Source organism: Bacteroides neonati (genome assembly GCF_000499785.1).
Classification (GTDB): domain Bacteria; phylum Bacteroidota; class Bacteroidia; order Bacteroidales; family Bacteroidaceae; genus Bacteroides; species Bacteroides neonati.
The window spans coordinates 280,827-298,311 of the sequence record NZ_HG726020.1 but is presented as its reverse complement, the minus strand read 5'-3'; the positions used below and the strand labels follow the sequence as shown (position 1 = coordinate 298,311).

Below are 17,485 nucleotides of genomic sequence, written 5' to 3'. Positions count from 1 at the left end.
CACCACCCATGACGGCATAGATTCAATGCAACAATAAATCCAACTAAACTACGACCCCATAAAACAAGAGGTCAGATAAATGTTGGATGCTGAAATTACTCGTATTAAAATCGACCCAGAATTATCCAAATTACTAAAAGCCAAAAAAAAACAAATATAGACTGAATAGGATTACTTCTTCTGCCTGTATTTGTTTTATAAAAAAACACCCCAAACTTCAATGGTGTTTTTAAAGTACTTTCTCAAAAGAAAGTAAATGAACCGCTATGTGTGTATTATTTTCGAAGTTTGCTGCGGAACACTATATCTAATTACGAATAAACTTCTTGAGATACCTTAGCATTTACTTCATAGTTCATATTAAATCCCTTCCATTTGACAAACCACGATTTTTGCTTTTTAGCATACTCAATTATTTCATTCTGCACCTTATCTTCTGTAACATTAAATAATTTCAAAACACTTTTCTTGTAGGTGTCATCTAAATATGGACATGCTAAAATATCCATTTTCAAAAGAGTTAGTTCTGTAGACAAACTTCTTTGCTGCTTTTCAACACCTTTGATTTTGGCAATAATCACATCCTTTAAGAATTTCAAATTATCTTTATATTCTTCATTGTCTGAATAATAATGCAAAAGTACGGAAATTAATAATACATTCCAAAACGAGCATTCTTTTGGTTTAGAACCTTTGCAAACTACATTTAAGTACTTGTTGATTATTGAATCTGAGACTCCGTAATCAACACCCATTTCTTTTATAGCCAATAAAAGATAAAACGCCTCCAGTTGAGTGTTTGGATTAAACGGTGTTGTTTGCATTACTAAATTTATCTCATCTTGTATCTTCTTAAATACAATATCGATATTTGAATTTTCAAAACGAATAAATTTTTCTTTTTTTAGTTGATAATTATTCTTATAGTATAATATTACTACGTTCAATATTGATAAAACTTTGAGGGTGGTGTTTATTCTCTTATTATTAGAATACAAGAAAAACACAATATCAAGCATGCTTGTAATGAAGTTAGTAAGGCTCTTTTCGTCTTGCTTCCTTAGCTTTACGCATTGACCTACTTCGTCAGTTGACAAGCCTTCTGTATGCTGGTTATAGTATGTTAGACACTTAAAACGAGCATCAAATTTCTTAAGTAGAACTTCGAGTTTGGAGCATATCTTAGCTAATGAATAGTTAACCACACTCTTATATTCAACTTCCGATTCTTTAATTAGTCCCTTGAATTTAGCATTAAAAGCATTTGGGTTAATATATAGACTCCTGTTTTCATTTATAAAAGAACTGAACTTATCTTTGTTCAAATCACTCTCCCTCTCAGATACATCAGCAACATCTTTTTCATCTTCATCGAGGTCGTCTAAAATTACTTCCTGCTGTATTCTAATTTTGATGTTTTCTGCAAATAATTGATCTATTTTCTGCTTTGCTATAGTAATGTCGGTAACAAAGGGTTTTTCAAAAACTTTTGTTTTGGAATCGCTTATTGTCAACTTGTATTCTCTTAGACCAAGAGAAAATTCTTCTAAAATTTGATTCTTTATCTCTTCATCGTTGTAAAATAGAAAATAGTCATCTACATAGCGATAACATTCATAATCTTTTTTCAAAAACGCACCCTTAGCATTCATCTTATTATAAACATCCCTGTCTATTTTTTGCAGAATAATTTCCGCAAAAATACGAGAGAATTCTGGCCCAATGACAATCCCGTTTGTTTCCGAGAAATTCATTCGTTGCATTAGGTCATCAAATTCATCACCAAAAGTATTGTTGTGTTGCTTGTTAAACCAAGCATTTTTACCCTGCACTATCCCCCCTAAAGTAGCCCAAACAAGAGAGTGCGTATAAATACTATTAAAACAATCTTGAATATCAAATTTCAACAGTTTATTGAATTTTTTTTCAGCTCTTTGGTAGCGATAATCTTCATAAAACTTATATATATTGCTATATTTTTGGTAGCTAAAATATGATTTAAGATTCTCATATTCATTCATAAACTCCTCTTTGCTATCCACTTTCTTACCCAATAGTTGTTCGTGCAATCTATCTTTATAATAAAAGTAACAAGCAACCTTATCGGGGCGACGAATAGAATAATGGCTTTGGTTGCAATAGTGCAGAATCAAGTATTTATATTTATCATAGAATTCAACCATTTGTATTTGATTGAATGGATGTATTATTGCTAATTCCCTGAATTTATCATGCTTATGAGCAATTTTATACGAAAATGGAATCCTAATTTTATGATTCTCTACATTACAGTTTCCATTTGCTTTTAACAAATTCGCATCAACACCTAATAATAATTTTAAGGATTCAAAAGCACCATCAGGCATGTTTGCATCCCAATATAGTTTATTACTCTCTATCCGAATATTGTACTTAACGAGGAAACGATAAAAATTTCTATTCGAGAAAATTAAAGGCGTTTCGTATGGTAATACATCCGAAAATACAACTCGTTCTTTTTTGTATTTAAGTGCTACTTTCTTTCGTTTCATTTCAAAATTCTTTTTATCTTCTTCATGTCATCAAGTTTGAAAAAGCGATAAGTTTTATCTAAAAAACCAACTGCAAAGCTAATCTTCTGTTGAATATCTTTTTTGATTTTATCTTCAGCTAATTGACGTGAAGGAGCATCTGGGAATTGTTTAGAATGCAATAGCAACTGCTGACTGTTTAAATGAGCATCGATCTCCTCGATGTCTGTTAAATACTCATTATCCAACAAATCATTTGAATAAAAAATACCCGTTTTAACGCGAGACTTAGCTCCACTCAACTTAGTGTTTGCACTTAAAAAACATAAAGCTAATAGCAGTTCATCTTTTGCATTCTTTACTCCGTATTTGTTTGTATTATTAAAATGGTTAAAGGCTTGTGTAATTCTATTTTTAATTTTACCTTTTTTATCATCTGACATGGAGAATTTCACACTAGTAACATCACCATCTCTTTTAATATGTAATCCATACCCCAAATATGTAATAACCTTTTCACTCATATTAGGCACAGTTAAATCTAATAAACTACACTTGGAGTCACCCTTGTCTTTTAGTTCAAGTGATTCTACACTTACTACTTCCTTTATTTTTATAAAGTAAGTATCTATATCTTTCTTGGGTAAACTTGGCGAAATAATAATAAATATATCATCAACATACCTAGCGTAAAAAACGACATCAGACAAGTTTTGAAGTTTATTGTCAACTTCTTTTAAATATAACTCTGATAAATATGAGCTGATCCCAATGCCACGAGGAATACCTTTATCTTGGTCGATTTTAGTTGTATCTTTTTTACTATTATAATCATTAAGTATTTGACGTATGAATTTCTTTGACTGACTGCTTAGTAGGGTGTTGTCATTTATTTTACTGAATAATTTATCTTGGGGAATTGATTCAAAAAAACGTGTAATATCGGTTCGGATTACATATTTTGGGTTACTCTCATTTAGTAATAGCTTTATTTGAGATAGTATCAAATGTCGACTGCTTTGTTTTACACCAAATGTTTTTCGGATATTGTATTGCAATTGTTTGATAGCAAAGAACATCGCTTTTCGCTTATTCGCTTCTTGTTCGTTCAAAACACCATCTCTTTTATCATCCAACTTAGGCAATACAAACTTATCATCATCTTTAACCTTTAAAGTAAAACGAAAATCCTTATTGTTGATGTTTTTACTAATTATCTCTAACTTAGAGTGTCGTATGTTTTTCTTTGCTTCTGTTAAAATATCTTTTTTACGCTTATTTTCTACAAGTAGCTCTTTTTCGATATCAGTCCTATCACTTGCTTTTTTACGGTTAATGTTAGCCAGATCATCCTGCACGACTTTTATTTGGGAAAGAATATCACAATATTCTTCTCCCAAATAATTTTTAATACTATTTTTACGACTTTCGATATCAAAAATAGTCTCGAAATTGTCAGCTGTAAAGGACTGTTTTAACATATTACGCCATATAAAATTGTCTACTTTTCTTTTGTTTTATTTATCAATACCCGTACATCAACATCCAACAACTCTGCAATGCGAGTAAAAGTCTCAATTGAAGGTTGGGCGTGATTGTTACACCAACGAGATACTGTTGCCGTGTCTTTTCCTAAGTTCTCAGCTAACCATTTTCCAGTTCTTTTCTGTTCATTCAAAACTTCCTTCAATCTATTAATTTCTTTCATCATTGGTTAATTGTATTGACCTAATACACAAAGATAATCAAAGTCCACCATAAAATAGCAAATAATTTTAAAAATGTTTCTGTTTCAGCCCAATACCACCAGTCAAAGCCGATATTTAGAATAAAAATGCCAACCGCCACTTGAACCAATCGGAACAAGGAGCGGATAATATATGATAATATTTCAAAAAATACGACTATATCTTTTCGTAGGTATTAACAACTAATCCCGTATCGTAGCTTTTGCTATCTTTCAACTTCCACTTTGATTTTAGGGGATTGTTCGGGAATAGGGGTAATCCTTTACCCAATATTATTGGGACTTGACAAAGCTGCATTTCGTCAATCAAACCACAGTTGAGTAACATCGTTGTTAGCTCGCCGCCACCAACAAGCCAAATATCTTTTCCATCTTCGGCTTTCAGAGCTATCAGTTTCTTGTAGAAATCTTCTGTTAGAAAATGGATATTCTCATTCTTTAGAATATTGGTATCGTGCCGGGCAATGACATAAGTCGTTTTCTCCTTATATGGCCATTGTCCTCCAAAGTTGATTATCTGGTGGTAGGTCTTACCGCCCATCAAGACAATATCAACGGATTCCATTAACTCTTTGTAGCCGTGATCTATTCCATTGGGATTGGGGATTTCATTTAGCCAATCAACATCTCCACTGGGAGTTGCGATATAGCCATCAAGCGAAACAGCGATGTACAGTTTGATTTTTCTCATTACGTTTTCTTGTTTAAACATGAATACTTAGCAAACCGTTCGCCAAACCCCATAAAAGAAGCGTGGAACTCACACTGATCCGACACGAGGCACTGGTATACCCAAAGACGAAAACAGGCAAGCCCACGCTATACAGTAGTACAGCATGAACATTGCACAGTTTATCTCGTCTTTGTAGAAAATTACCAGTTTTCGTGTCGAGACGTTCTGCGAACGTTATGTTATATATATCGAAGTAGAATTTTTACAACTCTACCCTGTGTGTCATTTTTGACCTTACAAAGATAATCAATATCTCACAATTTGAGTAATTGATTTTCTATTTATATGTGTTTCAAAGAGAAAAGACAGACCTTAGCCTGCCTCTTGTTCCGCATTATAGTGTCTCTCGAATGAACTTATGCACATCGGAAGCTCTGTAAAAGTTCTTCCCATCTTTGTTAATGTAGGGCAACGACCCGTTTTTTCGACATCGTTGCAGTGTTCGGGGAGACATTTTAGTTATCATTATCAAATCTTGATTGTCCAATAGTTGCTCGCCATCCAAGCAGTTACGAACATTGGATAGTCGCTCAATCTGTTTTTCAAGCATATCAAAGCGATCCATCATCCGCTCCATCCAAGCCGTAAAATTATCTTTTTCTATATACATGATGTTTCCCTCCTTATATTAACCCCTTGATAAAGTAACTTGAATTCGAAGGGTCTTTGATGATAATCTCCTTGTTCCTCATAAACTTGATATAGCTTTTGGCTGTCCGCTCGCTTACATCTAATATCTGCTGAATCTGCTCGCAAAGGTCAATATAGGTGATGAACGTGTGTTGCGAGAATACATCACGAGAAAGGTTTTCCAACTCCTTTTCTTTGCGTTTCTCTTTCTCCTCACGTGGCTTTTCACCTATATAGAGGTGCATTCCCTCGTTTTTATCCCATGCAAACTGCATCAACGGAACATCCAACGGGCTACCATCTCTGACCTTTAATGCTTTGACAACCGATACGCTCGGATTCTCATCTTTCTCTATCGAGAGAATAGATGCCGCCTTGCGTTGTAGCTCACTGCCCAAATGCCCTCTTAATTTCAGTCCACTGGGGACAAAGTGCAATACCGTAATGATGCAGGTTTTGTATATCCCTGCCAATCGGTAGAGTTCGTCGATGATTGCCACACTTTCCGCTTCGTCATTGGCACAACGTATCAGGTCGGCAATACCATCAATTACCACCAACTGGATACCGCCATATTCATAATGAAACTTATCCATACTCTGCACAATGGCTTGCAAACGCTCTTTTCGGGACATAGCAGTCAGGCAAAAGGCTTTGAACTCGCTCGGTTTCTCTTTCTGTTTGGCTCGTTTGAGTAAGTTGGTAACGTTTTTAAATAACTGCACCTCTGATTGCTCTGTGTCATAAAGTAGCACCGCTTTGTGCTTTCGGTTTTCACTTACGGTTATTCCAAGCGTATCAATCTGAGTACCCGCAGGGCTAATAGAACCTGCCACCAATGCGGCTACATAATTACTTTTTCCGGTTCCCTCGCCACCTGTAACACAAAAGAGGTTCCCTTGTGTGCCGAGTGGAACATCGCCGGCAGAGATAATCTCTTGTGCTTTGGCAGGAGGATTATCAAAATCTATCTCGCACGATTTCAGCATAGTCATAGTATCACTGTATAATGTATCTAATAGTTCAAGAAATAGTTTCATAAAGTCAGCACGGCTGTTGCCCATTCGGAAGTAGTCGGACACATCTTTCTCCTCTTTTGTTCCGGCAAGTGGCAACAACAAACGTTTCACCCCATACTCCGATAACTGTTTTTCGTGCTTCTTGCTGCTCTCCATACCCGTCTTGTCGGTGTCGTAGAGCAACACAATGTGTTTGAACCGGAACGTAAGTTTGTAGATGATGTTTGTTGGGATATTTACCGTTTCGCTATTGAAGCAGATGGCGTGTAGCCCTCGTGCAGCCAATGACATCACATCTTTTTCTCCACCTGTGATGAAAACGGTATCGCCTTTGGCAGGAAGCTGCTCCAGTCCGAAGCAGTAGTTGTCGCCAAGCGTACCACCGTACATAAACCTAATTTGAGAGAATGGTCGGTACAACTTCACGAATCGCTTATTCTTATATCCGAATATGGGTTCAGTAGGAGAGGATACCAAGCAAAACGGTTTCCCCTCTGCTGTTTCGCTCTGATACTCTCTCAGCGAGCAAACCTTATAGTGCATTAAGGTATCAGCCATAATCCCATATTGTTTCCAAAAATCTTGTTCCTGCTCCGATAAAGGTTGCTCCTTATAGGTATAAGGTTTGTTTTTTCTATCCGTTGTGGGCATAACTTCTACTGGTTTGATGATTTTTGATTGATGGGCTGGGTTATAGTCTGATAATCCAAGCGATAAATCACGGTCAATAATTTGCAGTATCTCCACAAAATCCGATGTATTACCACAGTCAAGCCCATTGAGGTGTCCAACCAAGAAGAAGCAATCACCGCTAAAGCTGTCGTTGCCAAAATCTTTCATTTTGTATGTACCACTTTTACGGTCAAAGTAGATATTGCACGATGCCTTGCTATCTTCATAGAGTGGATTAAGGAAATTACGCCCCACACGCCACGGAACGGAGATGTAGTGCCGGAACACGTTCAGCCCGTTATTTGTCCTCTCTAATATTTCGTCTTTCCTTAACATATAGCTTGTGGTTGGTTACTAAATCATTCAAATTGTCTTTCGTGCTCTTTATTAATCGGCTTTCAAGCATCCGTTTTATCTCTCCGATTTTGAAGAAGTAACGCCCTCGAATGTTTGAGTAGGTTATATCCCCGGCAACACGAAGCCGTTGAAGTGTCTTCTCGCTAATTTTCAAGAATGTACACACTTCGTAGCTATCCACCCAAATCTCATCTTCATTGGTATTGTCCGCCACTTGATTGTTTGTCACAAAATCTGCTATCGCATCTATTTTCGCCTCCAATTCTTTGAAAGTCTTTGTCTCCATTGTTATCACTTCCATACTTATAACTTATTGATTTGAGTGCAAAGTTGCCGGCTTTCAAAACAACAAACAGCCAAGTTCAAACCAACTTGGTCGAAATAAATATTTGGCAAAAATGGCTATGAGAATAGTAAAATGGGGTGGTTTTTGCTCTTTTCAGGGTTGAAATAGGGGAGGATTTTCGTTATACCCCACAAAAACAAAACCGACCAAGTTGGTTGAACTTGGTCGGTTTATTGAGAGGTTTTGTCATGAGTGGATATTGTTTACATTTTTACAGTGGTAAAATTTACTGTCGTAAAAAAGTCAGCTACATTTGGGCAAGAGCCTCTTGCCTAAATTGGAGTTATATAAGGTGAGGTGTAAAAACAAGTAAGGCAGAGCCTTTTTATTCTCTGCCTTACTGCGTTTGCGGTCATAGACCTTTTTCGACTTCTGCACCCTGCAAAAATTGACAGGGCGTGTGTGATTTTCAATCTCTGCCTCTCGACTTGCTTTGCGATTGGCTTTGATGTAATCACGCTGTGTAATTCTCATCTTCTTCATAACTTGATATTTATACGACTGCAAAGATAACGCAATTTCATCGGATTTTATCGTGTTGCAGCAAATGACAACAATGATGGAACAGTTATTGAAAATACAGCTTGAAGATGCAATGCTGATAATTTATTTTTTCTGCAACGCTAACTATTTGGTATATATCGAATAAAATAGCTATATTTGCAATTCATAAATCGTAAATCAAATGAGTATATCAATTAAATCACAAGATATTTTGATTTTGCTGTATCTGCTTACTAAGCCAGAAGGATGGCTTCAGTCAGAAGTTGCAGAATCACTATTGATAAGTCCTGCCGAGGTATCAAATGCCTTGAATCGCTGTGTTGTATCGGGACTTATCAATGGCGACAAAAGTCGAGTAAACAAACTTGCTTTAAGGGAATTTCTAATAGGCGGTCTGAAATATGCTTTTCCGGCAGAGGTGTCTGCCAAGGTTAGAGGCATTGCTACTGCTCATTCTGCATCTCCAATCAAAGAGAAGATTGCAGAAGGAGAGGATATTTATGTATGGTCACACTATCTTGGTACTCGTAGGGGATTTGGAGTAAAGCCACTATATAAAACTGTACCCAAAATAGCAGAGAAGAATCCTGCTTTGTATGAATTGCTTGTGATTGCCGACACGCTTCGTATTGGCAAAGTGCGTGAAGTTGAAATTGCGATTGAAGAACTTGATAAACGATTGAATAATGTCTAAGAATATAGAAATGCTCGCTGTGGTCGCAAATGGACTGGGTGAGATGAAAAACGAAGTTGTATTTGTCGGAGGTTCTGTTGCAGAACTTTATGCCAATGACCCTGCTGCCTCTGATATTAGAGCAACACTTGATGTGGATTGCGTCGTTGAGATTAGTAGCAGACTTAAATACTATGAATTGGAAGAACGACTACGTGCAAAGGGATTTCACAACGACACGACACCGGGAGCACCAGTTTGTCGATGGGTTTACAAGCACATAATCGTTGATGTGATGCCAATAGATGATAACATACTTGGATTCAGCAACCAATGGTATGGTAGTGGAGTTGAGAACAAAATAACTCGCACGTTACACGATGGCACAGATATTTTCATTTTTTCTGCACCCTATTATCTCGGTGCAAAATTTGAAGCGATGCTCTCTCGTGGTGGCAGAGATCTTCGCATAAGTCACGATTTTGAGGATATAATTTACATTTTGGATAACACAACGGATATTGCAGTGCAAATAACAAACGTAGATGAGCCACTAAGAAACTATTTATCAAGTCAGTTTAAAGAGCTATTGGCAAACTCAAATATCGAAGAGGCGATTGAGTGTGTTTTGCCATACGGTGCTGACGAGCGAGTAAAATACATTATGGAGATTTTGAGCTATGACTACTCTCGATTATAGTAATTACAATTCACTTTGCGTATGCGGCGATATACACGGAGAGTTCCGCACGTTGATGTTTAACATCAAGCGTCTTGGAATTGAGAACTCGGTTATTATCGTTGCGGGGGATTGTGGAATTGGTTTTGAGAAGGAGTCTCATTACACTCAACTGTATAATAAGTTGGCTAAAACCCTTGAAGCAACCAATAATTTACTTTTATTGGTTCGGGGTAATCACGATGACCCTACTTATTTTGATGGGGAGAAGATTAATTTTGAGCGTATGAAGTGTATTCCCGATTATTCGGTTGTACTTGCAGCTAATCGCAAGGTGCTTTGTATTGGTGGTGCGGTATCTATTGACAGGAAGCACCGTCGGGATGCGATGTGGATAGATGAACTTAAAAATAGAACAGTTCGACCGCTCTATTGGGAGAATGAAGCTGCTGTTTTTAATATTCAGGCGTTAAGCGAACTTCGTGATATGAAAATTGATACAGTGGTAACGCATACCTGTCCATCATTCTGTTGTCCAGTTTCAAAGGCTGGTATTGAGAGTTGGTTACTGCAAGACGCTGAGTTGTTGGGCGACTTGAATGCAGAACGATGCGAGATGGATAAGATATATAATCAGCTAATTGCCGATAATCACCCATTGAAAAATTGGTATTATGCTCACTTTCATCAATCGAATACCGAATTTATAAATAACATCTCATATTCCCTGCTCAACATTATGGAGATTAAAGAAGCGTAGGGTTATAATCCCGTCGTCTCCGAAAAAATACGGCATTAACGGCTTTCGGATTGGTGCAAGGTGCAAGCATATATGTATATATGGCTTGCACCTTGCACCAATCCTTAAAGATTATGAATCAAATGTTTGCGGAGGTAAAATATTTATTGTACCTTTGAACCCAAGATATAGGCAGACAACCACTGGACAAAGGTGGACAAAAAAGAGCAATTTTATTTGTGCCTAAATCGTTACCTATTGGAAATTAGCAATCTTAAAAGATTGGTTATTAGGATATTGGATAGTTAGGTTCACAGACCTCTCTCTCCGCTAAACCCTAAGACAAATAGGGTCAAAAACAGGACAAGTCCTACAATATCAACGTATTGTAGGACTTTTTTTTATTGTTTCCTGTCGAGGGTAAAAGGCACAAAATAGACCCTTTCGGACAGAGTTCAGTAACCAGATCGTAACCTACACTTTCACCTACCAATCAGGTTACGAAATGTATAAACGTATAAATGGAAAAACGATTAGTGGTACATTTACAAAACGTTTAGTGCTACTTTCAGACTTATTAACGCAAAACGAAATGTATCTTTTGTGTTCTTTTTATTACGCTTTGAACATAAACCCACATCCTTTTTAAATGTTCATTCAGCGTCCGGAGGTTACACCTGAGCTTTCTGCATATTGCAGTCTTTGATGTCCCTTCTAATTGCATTTGTGTTATGATAGATTCTTTCTTGGTTGGCTTGTAATGTGAGTTTTTAACTCCTACTATATGCTCCAATTTCTGGCCTTCTGCAACACATAGGGCTAAACCCTCTTTAGTACGTTGGCAATTAAGTTGCCCTCAATTTGTACAGATAAGCCGAGAGAGAAGGTGAGAATCTGACTGTTGATATTGTTGCCGAGCTCATAACGCTCCTTGACTGTAAGTACCCCAGTATCTTTAGTTATGCATAGATTGAGTATAGACATGATTTGCATAAGGTTTCGACCCAGTCGACTGATCTTGGAAATAATCGATGTATCACCTTTCTTCATCTTTTTAAGCAAGAAGCCTAACTTACGACCTTTGGCTGCTTTTGTGTCTGGCACCGTTTCACTTGCCCACTTCTCAATCTTAATTCTTTTTTCTGTCGCGAACTTATTTATTTCAAATCTTTAATTCTCAATCGTCTGCTTGTCTGTGCTTACTTGAATGTATGCGTAAGCCATTTCAATGTGCCCCAAGACACATCACAAGCGATCAATCTTGAACATGTTAATGGGCTTGTAAGGTTTAGGGTTTGGAGCTTTACAAATGAGATGAGTGTTTATCTAATATCGGATATTGAACCAGCTGCTGTTTATGTAACAGGTCGAGATATTGCTTCATTTGGATATTCATTCTCGTTTACTCACATATCAGGTACGGTAGAGTCTGCTGTATGTTTTGTAATGCTTGAGTTTCCCATGCGAAAATTTGTGTCGGCAAAAATTCATACCTCTGGGCTAAACTTTCTAACGTCTCGTGTTCTTTTGAGGGTTTTAGGACGACTTTCGTTTTGAATTGTTTGCTGAATTTTCTTCTGGTTGTGGACGTAAGTTTTTTTGTTAAAGATAATGTTTTTTCTTTCATCGTCACATCTTAATTTGTAGTTCAGTTTTTTGGTGGTATTCTATCAATGGATAGTAACGTTTTTTGATTAAGCAAACAAATTGATCGCTGAGTTGTTTACAGAAAAGTCAGGCACCCATTTTAGACGATGCCGAAACCCAGTAATATTTCTTAAAAACGATATCGTTTTAAGAACAACACTTTTTATTATTCATCAAATTATGGATTTACAAACCCCTCAAACAGTTGCCGGTGCTATGCCACAAGATGTGGTAGGAAAAGCGGGTAAGAATGCTATTTTTATTGTATATAAGTTGCTCAATGAGAATAAAACCGAAGATCAAGTGAAAGATGTTTGCTCTAACTTTTCGGCAATGATTCGTAGTATGCAAAATCGATTTCCCGATTCGGGATTCAGTGCTGTGATTGGTTTTGGAGCCGATGCGTGGAATACTTATTTTGGATCTTTTGGAAAACCGAAGGAGTTAGTACCTTTCGAAGAGATTGTAGGAGATAAATATACCGCAGTGTCTACACCGGGCGATCTGTTTTTTCATATTCGTGCCAATAACATGGGGCTATGTCACGAATTCGCTTCTATTCTTGATGTGAAGTTAAGTGGAGTTGTCGAATCAATCGACGAAACACATGGATTTCGCTATTTAGACGGTAGAGCCATTATCGGATTTGTAGATGGCACAGAGAATCCTTCTATTGATCTCGATCCTTATTCGTTTGGTGTAATTGGTGAGGATGATCCAGACTTTGCGGGTGGTAGTTATGTCTTTGTCCAGAAATATATTCATGACATGAATGGCTGGAATGCCACTCCTGTCGGCGAACAAGAAAAGGTGATCGGTCGCCATAAATTCAATGATGTGGAGTTGTCTGATGAAGAAAAGCCGATGAATGCCCACAATGCAGTGACCAATATTCAAGATGACAAGGGCAATGACCTGAAAATAATCAGGGGGAATATGCCATTTTCCAATACCTCACGTGGAGAATACGGTACCTATTTTATTGGTTATGCATCTACTTTTGCCACTACTCGTAAAATGCTTGAGAATATGTTTGTCGGCTCTCCCAAAGGAAATACGGATAGACTTCTCGACTTCAGCACAGCGGTAACAGGTACTCTGTTCTTTGCTCCATCTTACGACCTTCTGGCTGCTATAGGCGGATGATTCTTATACCTATCCCCCTTGCTCTTGCTCTAATCAATTTCTATAAGGAAGAGCAAGCACAAGGGGGCTTTGGCTATATTCTTAGAATAACCATGACGGGCTATTCACCGGGCTTATTTTCTGACTTCCATGCCATGAAATGGTGTAAGCCTTCTTCAGATTTGTGTGCAAATGGCTGATCTGTTTCTCGTCAGGTATCACCGTTAGTTTATGGCCGTTTACCTTTACTTTGCAGTTGTACCCGACTATTTCGCCATTAGGTCTTTCTACAATAAAGGCATTGGTCAACACTGCTTCGCCCATACACTTAAAGACTTCGTGTACGTCATTGTCTTGCGAGTTAATGGTTTGCCAATCACTGATCATATTTACGTAACTTTCTCCGAAAACAAAGCGACGCGTATCGTATAATTGCGGATGCGGATTGCCCAGACTGACATCGCTAAATGTATAGTGACTATCGGCACTGCAAGCTTGTTCGGCTTCTACATAAGGATCTACAACAAATGCCCAGCGTAAATCCCCCGTTTTATAGTCGATTAAGTTAGCAAATGCACCCATGGCGTTGAAGGTTTGTGTCAACCATTTTTCTTCGCCGGTAAGCAAGTAAGCATAATAGGTAGCATAAGCTCTCCAAGCACTCCAACCGTGGGGTGAGTTGAACATATTGGGCAACATGAATACATCGTATTGTGCTTCCCAATAGCGCATGGTTCCTTGTCGGCGTCGGGCATCGGGCACGCGAAGCTGGGTCAGGCAGCTATGGCTGTTTAAGATACTAAGCATCGCATCCGTATAGTGTTTGCGGTCTTTTTCGTTGGTTTGCAGCAAAGCAAGCATACCGATCTGCAATGCTGAGCACGAAATCATCCCATCTTCGAAGGTCATTTCGCCTTCTGTTTCAAAATCGCCTTGCGAAGCCACCAACTGATCAATGGCTTTCTTGGCCGATTCGTAATGCCGTTGGCTCACCTCTGCCCAGGAAGCTTCTTGCTTGCTTGCTTCTTTCTCGGCCAAAGATAGTTCCAGCATACTTTTAGCCACATAAATAACACTGGTATAGACCGTTCCGTGATTAAAATAGGCACCGTCCTTGCGCTGATAGTTATTCATCAGCCAATCGCCCAGTTGAGATGCTTTCTTTAAATCCTCCTTCTTTCCGCCGGCTTCGTATTTGTCTATTAGCATACCAATCGTTGTCGATGTATTTTGAATGCGATTGGGAAGGTAGAGTGGAACTATTTTATCCTTATCGTGCAGTTTGTTAAACAATACATCGAAATAGTCACTCGCCTGCGTGTCGATTTCTTTGTCAGGAAAATACTTGGCCGCGATAAAAGCAGTATAAAATCCATACCAACTCTCGGCATGGGATGTTGGCTTCTGATGATACTTCAAAGTAGCTAAACGCCCTTGTTCAAGCGTCCATTTCCAAGTATGATGTACATCGAGTATTGCCTCGGCTTGCTTGCCCTTGGCTACTACCCGAACGGTATACAGACCCACCTCAGGGAGTTTAACGCGAACCACTGTTTTTCGACGGTCGGTTGCTTTGATCGATGTGGGCAATGGATTGCCTTTGTCGTCGGTAACGGTAATCGTCGGTGACTCGCCTGTGACTTCGAATGAGGCCTCGTCGTTGGGGCGATAAGAGGTTTGCTCTGCATAAATCAGTGGAATGTCTGCTACTTTGCTGATGGTTTGTTCCAACTGCTCCAGCGCACCTACATTGACGAAAGAGATGATCCATTCTTTCGATTCGTTTTGCTTGAGTTCATATAACTGTTGCGGGTGCCGACCCGGTAAAGGGAGTTGATTTATCAAATCAAGATTCAGCGATTCGATGCGATGTCCCATGAACCAATGTGGTGCGGGCGATTGATAGCCGAGGTTATAGTCTACACTCCACGAAGCAATGGGGTGTTCGGATACAATACCCAACGTATGCTCTTTCGGGTTTTGCAGATAGCCGTAAAAGTGGGTTGCTTCATTGCGCATGAGGGTAGGGAAGTATTTACCAAACCAAGTAGGATAGGTGTCCATATAAGTGTCGATGCCCATTTTAAGTCCGGCTTTTTGAGGCTGAAAAAGAACATTCGACCGATTGGTTAATCGCACTTTCATAGATGGCACACCCTTGTGATTGAGGTAGGTTAATTTACACTCTATTCCTCCCAACTCTGTTCGATAGGAATACTGCCCATCGGGAATCCATTGGCCAATCGAGTTTTTATTGTCTACGCGTGTATAAAAACTGGGTCCGTCGTTCTCTTTTTCGCGGAAGAAAGGAATGGTATCATTGCCCGACTTTTGCCGGAATACAATTTGTTCAATGCATCCCTTGGGTGAGATGCTAACCTCCCAGTCTGAGGTTTTTAGTTTGTTTTGTGATTGTGCTGTCAGGCAGCACGCCATAAGTATGGCCGACGCGAAAAGTCTGTTCATAGTATATATTGATATTTTTGAATGTTTTGCAAAATTAAAAAAAAATGAATACAGATTGTCGATTAATAAAAGAATAAGCCGAGCCATTAGTTGGTCGGCCTATTCTCTATAAAATAGAAGAAACTGATTGTGAATTAATATCCGGGGTTTTGAATAATCTTACCTTGACCTTCATTGATCGCTTTTTGTGGAAGTGGCATCAATGTCATATAGTCTTTGGCAGTAATAGAACCCTTGTATTTCTTAGCGAATTCGATGTATTTTCCATGGCGAATTAAATCTGTGCGGCGAGCTCCCTCGAACCACAGTTCCTGTCCGCGGTTTAGTAATACCTTGTCCATAAAATCTTGAACGTTAGTAATATCACTCAATTTGTATTCGGTGATACCGGCTCTCTTACGAACCATATTCAATAGGTCTACTGCCTCTTGGGTTACTGTATTTCCTTTGCGTACAATGGCTTCGGACAGCAACGTAATTACATCGGCATATCTATACACAACCCAGTCTACTTGGCTGGCTTCGCCGGTAGCCACCGGATCTTCTCCAACTTTAATAGGTAACGCACCTTTTTTCAATACGGTTCCGGGGGTTGTTTCATTATAACGTATTCCGTCTGTTCCTACAAAATCGCCTACTAGCACCTGTAAACGTTCATCGGCCTTATCGAAAGTATTGTAGAAGCTCCAAGGCATACGATAGCCAGACCATTTCTGGATGCTCGGGTTTTTAGTGGGGTACATACTCGGCAATACATGCGCCTGCCATAGTTCTTTATTGGTAACTAAGTCACACTGGCACGCCCAGATGATTTCGGCATTTTTTTCGTTCTCCAGAGTGAAGATATCTTTGTAATGATCTACTAGCGCATACCCGTAGGTGGCTTTCATTAGCTCGCGTCCGCAGCTTTCGGCTTCAGCCCACTTTTGGTCGTGCATATAGAGCTTCATTAAAATGGTGTAAGCCAATCCGGCGGTAAAACGTCCGTACTCGCTATCTCCCTTTTTATAGTTGGCCGGTAGAACTTTAATGGCTTCTTTTAGTTCCGTTTCTATGAAACTGAACATCTCTTTGCTCGAAAGCCGGGGTATCATTTCAGTATCCATCGGTCTGTTTAACTGTTCCAGAGATGCTACAGGTACACCGCCAAACAGATCGTACAGGATATATCCCAACCAACCTTTGGCGCAGCGGAGTTCACCGATAAGACGCGCTTTTGTTTCGTCAGCCATAACTACCTTGTTCACACGGTCGATGGTTAAAGTCATTTTACTGATATCACGTACATAATCATACACCCTGACCGGGCCGGGGGAGTTGGGGGTGAAATTGACATTGATGAGATCGGGCCATACAACGTCGTCCCATTGGCAATCGGCCATATCGGTTGTCATTTCAGAATGTACTTGTACTCCTCCCCAGGCCGAGGTAAAGAGACCTTCGTACCAATTGGAACGGAAAGGACCATAGGCGGCCGCGGTAACTAAAGCTTTGGCATCTGCTTCGTTTTTGGGGAAGATGCCCGGATTAATAACGTCGTACATTTCTGATTCCAGATTGATGCATGAGGTAAGTGTAGATGATGCTAATGAGATGGACAAAGCCAAATATAATAGTTTTTTCATAATCGTTTTTTTT

General features: G+C 38.9%; 14 protein-coding genes and 3 pseudogenes. 4 read left to right on the top strand and 13 right to left on the bottom strand.

The window, feature by feature from the left end; all coding sequences use genetic code 11:
* Positions 1-311: 311 nt before the first annotated feature.
* The 9 genes and pseudogenes from drt3b to TY03_RS04235 all read right to left on the bottom strand — a co-directional run bounded on the left by drt3b (position 312) and on the right by TY03_RS04235 (position 8,497).
* Complete coding sequence (drt3b, locus tag TY03_RS04270; protein ID WP_042367706.1) at positions 312-2,531, bottom strand: antiviral reverse transcriptase Drt3b; 2,220 nt, start codon at positions 2,529-2,531, stop codon at positions 312-314.
* The gene (gene drt3a / locus TY03_RS04265) at positions 2,528-3,991 is read right to left on the bottom strand and encodes an antiviral reverse transcriptase Drt3a (protein ID WP_042367705.1); all 1,464 of its coding nucleotides are present in this window, start codon (positions 3,989-3,991) and stop codon (positions 2,528-2,530) included. The genes drt3b and drt3a overlap by 4 nt, the downstream gene beginning before the upstream one ends.
* 20 nt (positions 3,992-4,011) lie before the next feature.
* Positions 4,012-4,218 carry a helix-turn-helix transcriptional regulator gene (locus TY03_RS04260; RefSeq protein WP_394330877.1) on the bottom strand — a complete coding sequence of 69 codons (207 nt, stop codon included), beginning with the start codon at positions 4,216-4,218 and terminating at the stop codon, positions 4,012-4,014.
* A gap of 196 nt (positions 4,219-4,414) precedes the next feature.
* Complete coding sequence (locus TY03_RS04255; RefSeq protein ID WP_042369131.1) at positions 4,415-4,948, bottom strand: dihydrofolate reductase family protein; 534 nt, start codon at positions 4,946-4,948, stop codon at positions 4,415-4,417.
* Between the two features lie 376 nt (positions 4,949-5,324).
* Positions 5,325-5,600 (bottom strand): helix-turn-helix domain-containing protein, encoded by a 276-nt coding sequence (locus TY03_RS04250; RefSeq protein ID WP_042367703.1) that lies wholly within the window; start codon positions 5,598-5,600, stop codon positions 5,325-5,327.
* Positions 5,601-5,613: 13 nt separating this feature from the next.
* Positions 5,614-7,269: pseudogene (locus TY03_RS04245) on the bottom strand (AAA family ATPase); the annotation flags it as partial.
* 65 nt (positions 7,270-7,334) lie between these two features.
* A pseudogene (locus TY03_RS23180) lies at positions 7,335-7,647 on the bottom strand (bifunctional DNA primase/helicase); the annotation flags it as partial.
* Entirely contained in the window at positions 7,610-7,969 is a 360-nt protein-coding gene (locus tag TY03_RS04240; protein ID WP_042367701.1) for a helix-turn-helix domain-containing protein, read from the bottom strand. The pseudogene TY03_RS23180 and the gene TY03_RS04240, both read right to left, overlap by 38 nt.
* Positions 7,970-8,257: 288 nt before the next feature.
* Complete coding sequence (locus tag TY03_RS04235) at positions 8,258-8,497, bottom strand: hypothetical protein (RefSeq protein ID WP_042367699.1); 240 nt, start codon at positions 8,495-8,497, stop codon at positions 8,258-8,260.
* A gap of 202 nt (positions 8,498-8,699) precedes the next feature.
* On the opposite strand from TY03_RS04235, the gene TY03_RS04230 reads away from it, so the two are divergent.
* Genes TY03_RS04230 through TY03_RS04220 form a run of 3 tightly spaced genes read left to right on the top strand, consistent with a single transcriptional unit; the run spans position 8,700 to position 10,630 of the window.
* The gene (locus TY03_RS04230) at positions 8,700-9,212 is read left to right on the top strand and encodes a MarR family transcriptional regulator (RefSeq protein WP_042367698.1); all 513 of its coding nucleotides are present in this window, start codon (positions 8,700-8,702) and stop codon (positions 9,210-9,212) included.
* The gene (locus tag TY03_RS04225) at positions 9,205-9,891 is read left to right on the top strand and encodes a hypothetical protein (protein WP_042367696.1); all 687 of its coding nucleotides are present in this window, start codon (positions 9,205-9,207) and stop codon (positions 9,889-9,891) included. The genes TY03_RS04230 and TY03_RS04225 overlap by 8 nt, the downstream gene beginning before the upstream one ends.
* Positions 9,872-10,630, top strand: coding sequence for a metallophosphoesterase (locus TY03_RS04220; RefSeq protein ID WP_042367695.1), 759 nt, complete (start codon positions 9,872-9,874; stop codon positions 10,628-10,630). The genes TY03_RS04225 and TY03_RS04220 overlap by 20 nt, the downstream gene beginning before the upstream one ends.
* Before the next feature lie 556 nt (positions 10,631-11,186).
* On the opposite strand, the pseudogene TY03_RS04215 reads toward TY03_RS04220, so the two are convergent.
* A pseudogene (locus TY03_RS04215) lies at positions 11,187-11,833 on the bottom strand (recombinase family protein).
* Between the two features lie 178 nt (positions 11,834-12,011).
* Positions 12,012-12,236 (bottom strand): transposase, encoded by a 225-nt coding sequence (locus TY03_RS23175; protein WP_074434132.1) that lies wholly within the window; start codon positions 12,234-12,236, stop codon positions 12,012-12,014.
* 200 nt (positions 12,237-12,436) lie between these two features.
* On the opposite strand from TY03_RS23175, the gene TY03_RS04210 reads away from it, so the two are divergent.
* The gene (locus TY03_RS04210) at positions 12,437-13,402 is read left to right on the top strand and encodes a Dyp-type peroxidase (protein ID WP_042367694.1); all 966 of its coding nucleotides are present in this window, start codon (positions 12,437-12,439) and stop codon (positions 13,400-13,402) included.
* Between the two features lie 81 nt (positions 13,403-13,483).
* Here TY03_RS04210 and TY03_RS04205 read toward each other — a convergent pair whose 3' ends face one another.
* Both TY03_RS04205 and TY03_RS04200 read right to left on the bottom strand, forming a co-directional pair.
* Positions 13,484-15,847, bottom strand: coding sequence for a hypothetical protein (locus TY03_RS04205; protein ID WP_042367693.1), 2,364 nt, complete (start codon positions 15,845-15,847; stop codon positions 13,484-13,486).
* Positions 15,848-15,981: 134 nt separating this feature from the next.
* A complete protein-coding gene (locus TY03_RS04200; RefSeq protein WP_042367692.1) occupies positions 15,982-17,472 on the bottom strand; it encodes a RagB/SusD family nutrient uptake outer membrane protein in 1,491 nt (496 codons plus the stop codon).
* Positions 17,473-17,485 lie beyond the last annotated feature (13 nt).